General features: G+C 67.0%; 3 protein-coding genes. 1 reads left to right on the top strand and 2 read right to left on the bottom strand.

Annotated features, from left to right (window positions below; all coding sequences use genetic code 11):
* Window positions 1-70: 70 nt before the first annotated feature.
* Both F0357_RS12635 and F0357_RS12630 read right to left on the bottom strand, forming a co-directional pair.
* Window positions 71-11,017, bottom strand: coding sequence for an autotransporter-associated beta strand repeat-containing protein (locus F0357_RS12635; RefSeq protein ID WP_153482113.1), 10,947 nt, complete (start codon window positions 11,015-11,017; stop codon window positions 71-73).
* 1,939 nt (window positions 11,018-12,956) lie between these two features.
* The gene (locus F0357_RS12630; RefSeq protein WP_153482106.1) at window positions 12,957-13,853 is read right to left on the bottom strand and encodes a LysR family transcriptional regulator ArgP; all 897 of its coding nucleotides are present in this window, start codon (window positions 13,851-13,853) and stop codon (window positions 12,957-12,959) included.
* A gap of 171 nt (window positions 13,854-14,024) precedes the next feature.
* Here F0357_RS12630 and F0357_RS12625 point away from each other — a divergent pair, with 171 nt between their 5' ends.
* Entirely contained in the window at window positions 14,025-14,678 is a 654-nt protein-coding gene (locus F0357_RS12625) for a LysE/ArgO family amino acid transporter (RefSeq protein ID WP_376767803.1), read from the top strand.
* The last annotated feature ends 35 nt before the right edge of the window (window positions 14,679-14,713 follow it).

Here is a 14,713-nt window from a genome sequence, read left to right as displayed (position 1 = left end):
CCGGCACGAGGGGGCACCGGGGCGACGGCTTGGACGTGCCGGGAACTCGGTGGAGCCCCCGGCGCGAGCGTCAGAACTTGATGTTGATGGTGCCCTTGAAGGCGTTGTCCTCGGTGCCGCTGCCGAACTGGCCGCTGTAGGTCACCGACGCCGACACCGACTTCGAGAAGGCGTAGTCGACCCCCGCCCCGACGAGCGCCGCGTCGCGGGCGATCGGGACGCCCGCGACCGAGAACGCCGAGCCGCCGCTCGCGAAGGCGAGCGAGGCCGACGAGTTCACGTCGCCGAACGCATGCTGCCAGCCGAGGCTCGCATGCGGCGTCAAAGACGCCCCGTTCGAGAGTTCGAACACCGTCGCCGCCCGAACGCCGAGCGTCGAATAGAGCGTGTTCTCGGTCTCGGCCGACCCCGTCAACGCCGCCGGCGTGCCGGTCTCCGTGAAGTTCTGCGACGACAGGTTGACGTAGGCGAGGTTCGCGAACGGCTCGATCGACGCCGCCCCGAAGGTCTTCGCATCGACGCTCTTGCTCAGGTCGACCCGCCACGCCGCCTCGCTGAACACCTGCGTGGTACCCGCCTTGTAGTCGGCAGACGCAATCCCGGAGAAGCCCGAGAAGGCGATGGTGCGGTCGACCGAGAGGTCGTGCCACGTGTAGGACGCCGCCGCGAGGAACGACAGCGAGCCGAACTTGGCGCCGCCATAGAGGCCGAGGTCGTAGTTGTCGATATCGCCGGACGACGAGCGGGCGTCGACGTTGAAGGTCGAGCGGCTGTAGCCGCCGACGATGCCGAACCGCGCCGCCTCGGAGAGCGCCGCGTCGATGCCGGTGAAGAAGCCGCCGATGGTGCGGTCGACGCTCGCCGCGTTGCCGTTGCCGGCGGTCAGGCCCCAGGCGCCGTAGGCCTGCGTCCACACCGTCGCGTCGTAGCCCGGCGCGAGCTTCGCGGTCTCCTGGCCGAAGCCCGACTGACCGATGAGCCCCTGGCGGACGCGGGTGCCGACCGCCTCGCGCAGATAACTCGATTGCTGCTGCATGACGGACGAGGCCGAGGCATAGGCCTCACCCGACAGGGCGTCGAATGCCGCCGGCGCCTCCGCACCCGAGAGCTGAACCACGGCCGTGTAGACCGGGTTCGTGATCGGCAGGTTCTCGACCGCCGCAGCCGCCACTTTCTGGTTCGTCGTGTAGGCGGCGTCCGGGAACGACACCGTGTTCCGCCAAACCGTCAGATAGACGTCATTGGCGTCATAGCTGAGCACGGGATCGAGGTAGGCGTAGTTCACGGTGAGCCCGGAGAACTGGCCGGAAACCCCGCCCTGGGCGGTGAGGATGGTGTACGTGGACCCCGGCACGTAGGTACCCTGGGCCGCGTTGACCTGGACCGTGCCGCCCGAGATCGTGGCCGTGCCGGACGCGATGATCAGGTCGTGGGCGCCCTGCGGGGTGATGTCGACCTGATAGACCGAACCCGCCCCGAAGCTGACATTGCCGTTGACCGTCAGCGTCCCCGGCGAATAGCCGGGCGCAGCCGTGCCGCCGTTGAGCACGCTCAGACCCGCGATGGTACCCGTGCCGCCGATCACGCCGCCGGCGCCGATCGTGTAGCTCGAGGCCGAGACCGCCCCAGGCGCCAGCTCGAACGTCGCGTCGGCAACCGCGATCGGGCCCGAGTAGGCGTTCGCGCCGGTGAAGTTCACCGTACCGCCGATGATCGTCACCGAACCCGGGCCGGAGATCGTGCCGGGGAAGTTGTAGGTGTCGGAGCGGTTGAAGACGAGCGCCGCGTTGTTGACGATGGCGCCGACCAGCGACCCCGTCGTTCCCCCGTTGCCGATCTGCAGCGTCCCCTCGGAGATCGTGGTGCCACCGGTATAGGTGTTCTCACCGATCAGGATGAGCGTGCCCGTTCCGGTCTTGGTCATCGACCCTGTGCCGGAGATGGCCCCGGCGTAGGTGCCGGTGGTCGTCTGATTGAAGACGACGGCGGCGTTGTCGACGATGTTGCCCTGCAGGCTTGTCGCGTTGCCGGCGAGCGTACCGGCGGACACCGTGGTGCCACCCGTGTAGGTGTTGGCCCCGGTGAGCATCAGCGTGCCGGTGCCCGACTGAACGAGAGCACCCGAACCGGAGATCGCACCGGCGAAGGTGACATCGTCGGACCGGTCGAAGGTGAGCGTCGCATTGTCGATCACGTCACCGACGATGGAACCGGTCGTCCCACCGTTGCCGATCTGCAGCGTACCTTCAGAGATCGTGGTGCCACCGGAGTAGGTGTTGTTGCCCGTGAGCACCAAGGTTCCGCCACCCGTCTTGACGATGTCACCCGGCTGAGTGCCGTCCGACAGGACACCCGCAAGAGTGTCGGTTTGCCCGGATCCGACCGAGATCGTCGGATCGCCGGTCAGCGTGACGGCGTTCGCCAGCGTCAAGCCGTCCGTGGCGAACGCGAGCGTCGTGCCCTCCGCCATGGCCAGCGTGCCCGTGCCGAGCGCGCCGTTGTTACCGACCGCGAGCGTGCCCGCCGTCAGACGCGTGCCACCGCTGTAGGTGTTGGCACCACTCAGCACCAGGGTGCCGTAATCGCTCTTCTCGAGCCCGCTCGTGCCGGTGAGCACACTCGCGATCGTCGCAGTGGTAGCGGCGCCCGCCAGGGTCCCGTCGCCGACGCGGATCAAAGCCGTACCCGTCAGATTGATGGAGTCGCCGGTGACCACATAGCCGCTCGTCACGAACTGCATGCCGACAGCCGAGACCGCCACGTCGGTATCGTCCACGGTCACCGTGCCGGCACTGCCTTGGAAGACGGCGAACCCGCTGTTCCACGTCTTGGAGACCGTACCGCTCTCGTTGACCCAGTTGGTCTGCGCTCCAGCGGTCCAGGTCCCGGTGCCGCCGAGCACGGCCTGCGTGGGTGTCGTGTTCGCCCCGTTCCAGAACTCCGTCGGGTTGTTGGGGTCATCGACATAAAGATTGACCTGGCCAGGGATCGCGGTCTGGAGGCCACCTTCGAGATTGCTCGGCAGACCGGAGACGGTCATGCCGTTGTCAGTCAGCGTGCCGCCATAGTTCGCGATGCGGTAGATGCCGTAGCCGAAGCCGGGGTTCGGATTGACCGCCAGGGTACCGGCCAGGTTGACGTTGCCGTTGATGTTGAACACGCCAGACCCGCTCGGCGCCCCGAGGCTGACGCTCATGGTCGCACCGGCCTGCATGTCGAGGGAGCCCATCGTGAGGCCGCTCCCGACGCTGCCGGCGATCGTGCCGCCCGACAGCACGTGCACCGTCTTGGTGATCGTGCCGCCGCCCGACAGCGTCGCCTGGTCGTAGACGTAGACGTCGCTGTCCGTGAGGCCGCCTGAAACGTTGAGCGCGCCGCCCCTGATCTCGGTGTTGCCCGAATAGGAGTTCGCCCCCGCGAGGGTCAGCGTGCCCGTGCCGGTCTTCGTCAGCCCACCCGTGCCGGACAGAGTGCCGGAATAGGTCGTGGTCGTGTTGTCGCCGCCGAGGCTGAGGCTGGCGTCGGACAACTGCACGGCACCAGCCCCCGACAGGGAGCCGATCGTGGCGTCGGCCCCGTCGACGATGAGCTGCGCCCCGCTCGCGACCGTGACGGCGCTCTCACCGCTGAGCGCCTGGCCGCCGCGCGCGACCAGCGTCCCCGCGTTCACGTTCGTCGCACCGCTCGCCGTGTTGGCACCCTCGATAACGAGCGTACCGGTGCCGGTCTTGGCGAGATTGCCGAGACCCGTGATGGCACCAATCAGGGTCAAGGTCTGAGCGTCATCCACGTTGAACGTGCCGCCGCCGGTTCCCGACACCGGGGTGAGCGACACCGCGTTCGCATAGGTGAAGGTGCCGCTCGCCTGGAGCGTGCCGCCGCCCGAGAGGGCGAGCGGTCCGCCGCCGAGAGCACTGGCGGCCGAGACCTGCACCGCGCCACCCGACACCGTCACCGGGCCGGTCAGCGTGTTGATCCCCGACAGCGTCAGGGTGCCGTCGCCGGTCTTCGTCAGGCAGCCCGGCCCGTTCAGAGAGCCCGAGAAGCTCGAGCTGGTCCCGTCGCCACCGGTCGACAGGCAGTGGCCGTCGAGGGTCACGGTGCCCGCTCCCGCGAGAGAGCCCACCGTCTCGTCGGCGTCGACGAGTTCGACCGTGGCGAACCCGGCGATCGTCAGGCGCGCCGTGTCCGACAGCGACGAGCCGCCCATGAGCGAGAGCTGGCCACCGTCCACGGTGGTCGCGCCCGAGAAGGTGTTGGTGCCCGACAGGACCAGCGTGCCGCCTCCCGTCTTCGTCAGCGCACCGTTCCCCGAAACAACCCCGGACACCGTCAGCGTCTGTGTGTAATCAACGGTCACGGTGCCGCCACCGCTGCCGTCGACCGGCGTCAGCGAGATGCCCCGCGCGAAGGTGAAGTCGTCGACCGCCTCGAGCGTGCCGGCTCCCACCAGCGCGAGCGGTCCGGTGCCGATGGCGTCCGCCGACCCGATCGCGATCGCACCGCCGGACACCGTCGTGGTGCCGGAATAGGTGCTGGTGCCGGTCAGCGTCATCGTCCCGTCGCCGGTCTTGGTGACGCAGCCCGATCCCGAGATCCCGCCGGAGAAGGTCGAGCTCGTCCCGTCGCCGCCGGTGATCAGGCAGTGCGTGTTGAGGGCGACGTTGCCGCCTCCCGCCAGCGAGCCCACCGTCTCGTCGGCATCGACGAGGTTGAGCAGCCCATTCGCGTTCACCGTCAGGCGCGCGCCGTCGGCGAGCGAGGCGCCGCCCATGATCGACAACGTGCCGCCGTTGATGGTCGTCGATCCAGTGAACGCGTTGGTCCCCGCCAGCGTCAGCGTGCCGGAGCCGTTCTTGATCAGGCTGCCGGAGCCCGAGATTGCCTCGGCGAAGCTCGTGTTGTCGGAACGGTCGAAGGCGAGCGTCCCGTTGTTCACGACCGGACCGGTGATCGAACCCGTCGTGCCGCCATTGCCGATTTGAAGCGTTCCGGCCGCAATGGTCGTGCCGCCGGTATAGGTGTTGGTGCCCGTCAGCGTCAGCGTGCCCGGACCCGCCTGCGTCAGCCCGCCCGCGCCGGAGATAACCCCCCCGAACGAAACCGTGCCGCTGCGGTCGAAGGCGAGCGTCGCCCCCGATGCCACGGCAACGTCGCCGCCGATCGAACCGGTGGCACCGCCGTTGCCGATCTGGAGCGTCCCCTGGGTGACCGTCGTGTTGCCGGTGTAGGTGTTGGCGCCGGTCAGGATCAGAGTGCCGAGGTCGGTCTTCTCGAGCCCCGTCGTGCCGTCCAGAACGGAGCCGACGGTCGCCACATAGCCGGCTCCCGCGCTCGTCCCGTCACCGACGCGCACCTGGGTCTGGCCGCTCGACGCCGCGAGCGTGACGACGCCGCCCGACACCGAATAGCCGTCCACCATGAACTGCATGCCGGTCGTCGAAACCGGCCCGGCGGTGTTGTCCACCGTCACCGCGCCCGCCGTGCCGGCAAACACCGCGAACTGGCTGTTCCAGGCCCGCGACTGGTTGAGGGGGCTCGTCAGCCAGTTGGTCTGGCCGGCGTTCGCGGTCCAGGTCCCATTGCCGCCGTGGATGGTCCCATCCGGCGTCGTCGTCGAGCCGTTCCAGTAGAGCATGTCGCCGCTCAGCACGGCGAGATTCACCTGCCCCGGCGCCTGCTGGACCTCATAGGCGAACGCGGTCGGCGTGCTGCCCAGAACGAGTCCGTTGTTCGCCACCATCGTCGTGTAGTCGATAAGCCGGTAGACGCCGAGCGACATGGCGCCCGCATTCGTCACGTTGAGGACGCCGTCGAGCGTCAGCGCTCCGGTCGAGAACACCCCGATCCCGGTGTTCGAGCCGAGGATCACGTCGACGTTGGCGCCGTTCGACAGCGTCAGCGACGTCATCGACAACCCATGCACCCCCGCGGTGCTCGTCGGAGCCGCACGCAGCGTACCGCCGTCCTGCACGCTCACCGCGCCGTTGATCGCGGCACCCGCCGTCCCGCTCGTCTCACCCTGCAGCGTGCCGCCGGACTGCACCACGATGTCGCTCGCGAGCGTCACCCCGCTCAGGATCTCGAGCGTGCCGCCGGAGACCGTGGTCCCCGCGCCCGCGCTGTTCGACCCCACCAGCGTCAGCGTCCCCGTGCCCGCCTGAACCAGCGCGCCCGTGCCGGTGATCGACCCCGAGGCCGTCACATCGTCGGACCGGTCGAACACAACCGTCCCGCTGTTGGCGATCGCACCGGACACCGAACCCGTGGTCCCGCCATCGCCGAGCTGCAGAGTGCCCGCCGAGACGACGGTGCCGCCGGAATAGGTATTGGCCCCCGTCAGCGTCAGCGTGCCGAGGCCCTTCTGTTCGAGCGATCCCGTTCCGCTGATCACCCCCGCGAAGGTGATCGCATCGGAGCGGTTGAAGGCCAGGGCCGCATTGTCGACGATAGCCCCCGCAAGGGAGCCGGTGCTGCCGCCATTGCCGATCTGGAGGGTGCCCGCGGTGATGGTGGTGCCGCCGGTAAGCGTGCTCTCGCCGGTCAGCGTGAGCGTGCCCGCGCCCAGCTTCGCCAGCGTGCCTGCTCCGGAGATGACGCCCGCATAGGTCAGATCATCCGACCGGTTGAAGATGAGGTGACCGCCAAACGAGAGCAGGTCGGTGGCGATATCGCCGGTGACCGAGCCGATGGTGCCGCCATTGCCGATCTGGAGGGAGCCGATGCCGACGGTCACGCCACCGCTGTTGGTGACGTTGCCGGTCAGGACGGCCATTCCCTGCCCATTGACCATCACCGAGCCTGCGCCCGAAATATTCCCGCCAAAGACGATGGTGTTGCTGCGCGAAATGATCAATTCCGCGCCCGCCTTGACCTCGACGTCACCTAGAATGGAGCCTGTCGTCGTGTTGTTGCCGATGGACAGCTGGCCGTCTGTCACCGTTGTGCCGCCGGTATAGGTATTGTCGGCAACAAGAGTAACGTTGTTGCTGCCTGTCTTCTCCACGCTGCCCGTGCCGGTGATGAGGCCCGAATAAACGCTGGTTGTGGCGCTGGTATTGAACAGCAGGCGGGTCGTGCTGCCATTGAGCGCAATGCCGCCGCGCTGCCAGAGCCCCACGAGTTCAAGCGTACCGCCGCTAACGGTGGTCAGCCCGCTATAGGTCGTGGCGTTATTGGTGAGCGTGAGAGTGCCGCCACCCAGCTTCTCCAGCGTGCCTGCTCCGGAGATGACGCCCGCATAGGTCACGTCATCCGACCGATTGAATACCAGCGCAGCATTGTTGACGATGTTGCCCGAGAGGGAGCCGGTGGTGCCGCCATCGCCGATCTGCAGCGTACCTGCCGAGACGGTCGTCTGACCGCTATAAGTGTTCGTGCCCGCCAGGATGAGCGTGCCCGCGCCGGTCTTCTCCATCCCGGCACTGCCGTCGAGGACAGAGGCCACCGTTGCCGTGCCGCTGTCGACCATGATCGCCGGCGTCAGACCGGCTGTGAGCGGGGCGAGCGTGATGCTCTGGCCCGTCACCGTGTAGCCGTCGGTCACGAAGTCCATACCGACGACAACAGGATTGGTCGCACCCGCAATCGTCACCGTGCCCGCCGCGCCACCGAACACGGCGATGCCACCCTGGCCCCAGGGAGAGGCTGCGCTGCCGGCTTGGTTCGTCCAGTTCGTGGCACCCGCCTGGACACTCCACGTGCCGTCGCCACCGACGACTTGCGAGCCACCCGTGGTGTTGGAGCCGTTCCACCACTGGCCCACCGCCACGACGAGATTCACCTGCCCGCCCGTCGACGTGTCGATGGCATAGAGTGAGTGAACCGGCGAGGTCACCGTCATGCCGTTATCGGTCAGCGCCCCGGTATAGTCGATCAGCCGGTAAGTGCCTGAGGTGAAGCCCGCGCCAGTGGTGAGCTGAAGCGATCCATCCAGCGTCAACGCACCACCGGCATACACCGCGGCCGTGCCGGACGGTGCTCCGACCGCGACCGTAAGCCCCGAGGTCGCCCCGAAGCTGAGGCCAGCCATCTGGAAGTAAGTGCCGCTCGCCGCCGAAAGCGTGCCGCCGTTCTCGATCGTGGTGTTGCCGAAGATCATGCCCGTGGACGTCCCGAGCAGCGTACCGCCGCTCTTCACATCCACTGGGCCGCCAAAGAGGCTCCCGACGAGTTGCAGCGTGCCGCCGCTCACCGTCGTCGTACCGCTCAGCATATTGGAACCGGTTAGTGTCAGCGTCCCCGGCCCCTTCTGCTCCAGGGTACCGCTGCCGCCCACCGTGCCGGAGAACGTGACGTTGTCGGAGCGATTGAAGACGATGCCACCGGAATCGCTGCCGGAATTCGTGATGACCTGGCTGGTGATCCAGCCTGTCGTTCCACCATCGCCGATCTGGAGCAGCCCTCCGGAGACCGTCGTGGATCCGGTGTAGGTATTGTTCCCCGTCAGCGTCAGCGTGCCCGTGCCGGACTTCGCCAGCGTTCCGCTCCCTGAGATCACACCCGCATAGGCGCGGTTGGAGTCGGCGACGAAGCTGAGTGAACCATTATCGACGATGTTGCCGGCAACGGAACCCGCGGCGGAGCCAGTCGCCCCCAATTGAAGCGTAGCGCCCGACCCAATCACCGTATCGCCAGTATAGAGATTCGCGGCGGTGAAGATCCAGCTGCTGCTCGAATCGACCGTCACGCCACCACTACCAGCAGCGATAGTTCCGGATATCGTGCCGCCCGAACCAGTTAGTGTCAGGGTCTTGCCCGAGAGGTCGATGGCGCCCGACAGAAGCAGCGTGTCGCTGTTGACGGTGATCGTGGCATCATCCGCAAGCGTAATAGGACCCGCGAGGCTGTTGTTACCATACGCGCTTCTCAGCGCACCGAAGCCGAAATAGCCAGTTCCGGAAATTGTCAGCGCTTCGGCACCGATGGAAATCGAACCTGAACTGGGGGACAACATCAACGTTGCCCCGGAGGCGATGGTAGTGCCGCCCTCCGTCGAACCCAACGCCGCTGAATTATTGACGAAGGCCAATCCTGACTCGAGCGTAAATGTGCCCGTGAAGGTGTTCGCACCGTTGAAGTTGACGATTGGCCAACCTCCCGACGGATAGCCCGTGATGACAAGATTGAGCGACCCCGAGACTGTGGACGTGGTGGAGAAGTCGATCCCGCCCCCGATCATGGTCAGGGTCGTGCCAGTACCGGTCACCTCTCCCGTCACGCCGCCGACGGAGATCGTCGCATCAGCCGCAACGGTGACAGTTCCGCCCAAGGTGACATATCCGCCGGAGACGGCTCCATAGTTGCCGCTGCTGAAATTTACCGAATCGCCGGTTCCCGAAATGGTCAGCGGCTCGTTCAGCACGCCGGAGGAGGAAACCAACAGGGTGGCGCCGGACGCCACCGTCGTGCCGGCGGAAGCTGAGCCCAGCCCCGTGGAGTTGACGATCTCCAGCGTGCCCTCTGAAATCGTCGTCGTGCCGGAATAGGTGTTGGCCGAGCTGTTGAACGTCACACGGCCGGCGCCGAGCTTTTCGATCGTGCCCGTGCCGGAAATCGCTCCGTTCACCGCCATGGCATCATTGCCGATACCGGAGCGGTTCAGAATAAGAGCAGCGTTGTTGACTATATTGCCACTAACCGTCCCGGTAATGCCACCGTTTCCGAGTTGCAGGATGCCCGCGGTGATCGTCGTCACCCCGGTGAATGTATTCTGCCCCGTCAAGGTCAGGATGCCAGCGCCCTGCTTCTCCAAGGTTCCGGTCCCGGATACCACACCGCCATAGGTTTGCGCCGTCGGATTGTCGAACACCAGCGCCGCATTGTCGACGATGCCGCCGGCAACTGACCCCACGCCCGTCGCATTGCCGAGCTGCAGAGTGCCCGCCGTCACCGTCGTGCCGCCCGTGTAGGTGTTCACGCCCGAGAGAACCAGCGTACCGTCGCCGATCTTCTCCAGGCCGTCACTGCCCGCGAGCACGGATGAGATGGTCGCGAGGGAGCTGGTTCCGTCCACGTTTACTATCGGCGCCGCTGAGGAATTCGCGAGGGTGAGCGTCGCGCCCGTGATCTCGTATCCGGAGGTCAGGAACTTCAGGCCCTTGGCCGACACCGCGCCCGAGGAGGCATCCACCGTCACGGTCCCGGCCGTGCCGGCGAAGATCGCGGTCTTGGTGGGGTCCGTCACCACGTTGGTCGTACCGCTGGAATTCGTCCAGTTGGTTACGCCCCCAGCCGCCGCCGTCCAGGTACCGCTTCCGCCGACGACTGACCCCGTCGCCGTGGTCGTGCTGCCGTTCCAGTACAGACCCCCGGCAGAAACGACCAGAAGCACGTAGCCCGTGCCGGTCGTATCGACCGCATAATCGTATTCCGACGGCGCGGTACCAACGACGAGCGTCGTTCCTGATAAGCTGCCTGCGTACTCGATGAGCTTATAGGTTCCCTCGCCCATCGCACCATTGCTTGTAATATTGACGGTGCCGTTGAGTGCGAGATTTCCGTAGGAGTAGACCAGCGCAAAGGAATTCTGCGGCGCGCCAAGCGTCACATCGAGCGCGGCACCGGCGTTGAGCGTGACGGTGGCAGCGCTGATGGCGTAGTTGTTGCTGACAGTTGCCTGCAAGTGGCCGCCACTCTCAACAGTGAGGCTGCCAGACACATTTGCTGCAGTCGTGCCAGCCCCGTTGGAGAAGTTGGCGAAGGTGCCGCCGGACTTAACCGTGACGTTGCTTCCCAGCGTGCCGTCCGATTGAGCGTTGCCGAGCTTAAGTGTACCGTTTGTGACCGTCACCGTCCCGATGGAGGTTCCACCCTGGGGCGTGGTCAAGACCCAAGTTCCGGTGGTGTCGATGTCCATGTTCGCGAAGTTGCGGAACTGCCCAGACGTATCGATCAGCGAGCCATCGAAATCACCGCCGAGGCCGGAAAGCCGCAGCGTATCGCTGCCGCTGGACACCGCAACGACGTTGCCCGTGATCGTTGCGTAGCCGGTGCCGTCGCCCTGTAGGTCCAGCACATTGACGCCGCTGGTGAACTGGATCGCATTGGCGCGTGTCGTCCCATCTCCACCAAGCCCACCTGAGACAACGGAGGTCGACTCAAGAATCAGGTTTAGATTTTGGCCTCCGATGCCAATTCCGCCTACCCCGTTGGTACTACCCGTTCCGCCGTTGCCTCCCAAAACGGTTGCACCGCCGAGAACTGAAACCGTCGCGACGCCTCCGCTACTGACAAAGATGCCGCTGCCACCCGCGCCGCCGGCTGAGGGCGACACACCATTTCCGCCGTTCCCGCCGGTGACATTCGCTCCAATCGAGACCGACACTCCGCCGGTGGAATCAAGATAGAGGCCACCGCCGCCGGCGCCGCCAGCACCGCCGCTGAACGAACCGTAGTAGTGTTGGCCACCGTTTCCGCCGTTTCCACCTGTTAGAGTCGTCGTCAGCGTTCCTAGAGCGGAAGTGCTCTGAATGACCGCTCCAAAGCCGCCGCCGCCGCCGCCGCCGCCGCCCGCCCCGGAGTCGTTTGCCGACGTTCCTCCCTGACCTCCGCTACCTCCGACGGATGAAACAAGCGGCAGAATCGTGCCGACATAGCCGTGCCCGCCGCCACCGCCGCCGCCGCCGCCGCCACCGTTAGAATTGGGGCCATCGCCACCTACCGCTCCGTTGACCGAAGCCGAGCTATTGATGCCGCCGGTCCCGCCTGCACCAGAACTCGGCCCTGCGGCGCCGCCAGCGGCACCCCCGCCAAAGCCACCGGAACCACCGTCGCCACCGGTCAGGTTCGTTCCATCTGCCCCGGCATTCGCAGAGCCGGAGGCGTTAACATCGTAACCTGCAGTACCGCCGGTACCACTGCCGGTGACATCCAAACCACCGCCGCCACCGCCGCCGCCACCACCGCCACCACCGCCACCACCGCCATAGTATCCCGAGCCGCCGGCACCACCTGCCAACGTATTTATGAGCACTTGAGCGCGAGCCGAGGATGGCGTCATTAACGCCGCGGCCGTTAAAGCCGGTACAAGCGCAGAGAAAAGCAGCAACCCGCGGCGGCGGGCGTGGACGAGCCGAACATTTCCGCTATCGGTGCGCCGTGCGGCAGCCTTGCCCCCAATCACCCGCGCGACGCCATCCGTTCCCGCCCCGATGCGTTCCATTCCACTTCCCCTGCCAAAGTCTGCGGTCGCGTGATCCGGCGGCGAGAAGGCGAACGGCAAACCGTTCGAATCCCAGGTCCGCAACGAGCACGTGTTGGTCTCAGGCTTTCTGGCGGGGTGGTGAGGAGGGCCGCAACCGCGATTGCGCAGGGCTATAGGGATTGCGCAACCGCGCGATAAATTCCCTCACGGGGTGCAATATTGCCACGACCGTTCGGCCGGGAATGTCCACCCTGGCACCTGCGAAGAGGATGGTGCGGGCGCCCGGGCGCGGAGACCGGATCGGGCTGGAATCATGGGGCTTCATGATCACCAGTTGCTTCCGCGCTTGCTGTTCCGAACGGGGCTAAGGGTGGAGCGTCGCAAGCGACGTTGCGCACCTATGGTAGGCGGCGAATGTGGACCTAAGTCCACCGGCGTCGAGTGCCGTGGCCATGCGCGATGAATATCATGTCACCTTGGAACGCAATCTATCCTTGATAGATGCGGCATCAACGGAATTCGCGCTTCCAAGCTGGGACGTATATCCATGACATCAAAGATCGATATGAAATATTCATATCATGGCGATGTTTTTGATTGGTGATGGATCAAATATTTCGGCGGATCTCTTTGTCGGCCCCTCATCCCCGCGAGCGCCGCGAACGCGACGTCTCCAGGCCCCGTGGCGAACACCTCGGGGAGGACGACAGCGGGTCACTAGAATCCGTCTGCGGCGCGATCGGTCGGCGTGTCGAAGGTGTGTCGAGCGGCGGACGACGAGAGCGCCGCCAAACGCCACTATAAGCGCCCCCTAACCCCCACCCACCAACACCCCTCGTGCGGCGATGCGGACGGCGTCGGTGAGGTGGCGGAGGGGGGCGGCGTGGAGGCGGGTGACGGTCCAGTAGAGCGGGACCTCGACCCGGTGCTCGGGCCCGAGATCGACGAGGCGGCCGGCGGCGAGGTGGGGCTGGACCATCCCGCACGGATGCAGGCCCCAGCCGAGGCCGGCGAGCGTCATATCGAGGAAGCCGTGGGTCGACGGCACCCAGTGGACCGGGCCGGCGAGATCGATGCCGAACGCCGCCTTGGCCCAGCGCGCCTGGAGGAAATCGCGCCGGTCGAAGCGCAGGCAGGGTGCGGCCGCGAGCGCCTCGGCGGTGACGCCGCGGGGAAAGTGGCGCGCCACGAAGTCCGGGCTCGCGCAGGCCGCATAGCGCAGCGCGCCGAGCGTGAGCGTCCGGCAGCCCTGCACCGGCTCGCGCTCGGCCGTGACCGCCGCGAGCACCTCGCCCGAACGCAGCCGCGCGGCCGTATAGGCCTCGTCGTCGAGGGCGAGATCGAGCGAGGCGTCGACCCTGCGCCCGAACGCCGCCGCAGCCGCCGGAAACCACGTCGCCAAGCTGTCGGAATTGACGGCGATCGGCAGCGTCAGCCGTTCGCCGGGGCCGGCGGCGCGGCCGAGCGCCGGCGCCAGATCGTGCTCCAGAAGCCGCACCCGGTCGAGATGGGCACACAGCGTGCGGCCGAGCTCCGTCGGCTCGCACGGCTGGCCGCGCACGATCAGGATCGCCCCGAGCCGTTCTTCGAGCCCGCGGACGCGCTGCGAGACCGCCGACGGCGTGATGCCGAGCGCCGCCGCGGCGCGCTCGAACGTGCCTTCGCGCACCACGGCGGCGACGGCGGCGAGGGAGGGATAATCCAGCATGAGATGAAGCTTTGCTTCATCGGGCTTAGGAGAACAAGTTTTACTTGATCGCCGGCGTGGGCGACGAACGCGGCACGGCGACGGGCCGCGCCGCACGCGGCACTGGCCCTCCCCCGCCGCACGGGCCTTGGGTAGAGCGCCGCTCAGACCCGCCCGATCACTCAAGTCTCGATGACCGACCTTCCCATGCCCCACGCGCTCGTGCCCTTCGCCACCGGCTTCCTGCTTTCCGCCTCGCTCATCATCGCGATCGGGGCGCAGAACCTGTTCGTGCTCCGGCAGGGGCTGCGCCGCGAGCATGTCGGGGCGATCGTGCTGTTCTGCGGCAGTGCGGACGCGGCTCTGATCTGCGCCGGGGTGGCCGGCCTCGGCGCCGTTCTCGCCGCCGTGCCTGAGCTCACCGCCCTCCTCGCGCTCGCCGGCGCCGGCTTCCTCGGCTGGTACGGCGTCCAGGCGCTCAGGCGCATGGCGCGCGCGGAGGCGATGGTCGTCGGCGCGGCGGACCCGGTGACGCTGCCGCGCGCCCTCCTCGCGACCGCCGGCTTCACCCTGCTCAACCCGCACGTCTATCTCGACACGGTGCTGTTGATGGGGGCCGCCGGGTCGGCCCAGGCGGCGGCGGTGCGGCCCGTCTTCGTGGCCGGGGCGGCGACGGCGAGCTTCGTCTGGTTCGCCGCCCTCGGCTACGGCGCGCGCCTGCTGCGGCCGCTGTTCGCCCGGCCGGTCGCCTGGCGGGTGCTCGACGCCTGCGTCGGGATCGTGATGCTGGCACTCGCCGCGACCCTCCTCGTCCATGCCTACGGGGCCTGGCACACCCCGACATGAAACGCGGACGGCCGGCGGGCGCGGGCACCGCGCCG

This window comes from Segnochrobactrum spirostomi, from assembly GCF_009600605.1.
In the GTDB taxonomy this organism is placed as follows: Bacteria; Pseudomonadota; Alphaproteobacteria; order Rhizobiales; family Segnochrobactraceae; genus Segnochrobactrum; species Segnochrobactrum spirostomi.
Note: the sequence above shows the minus strand (reverse complement) of the source record. Positions and strands in the feature narration are given on the sequence as shown.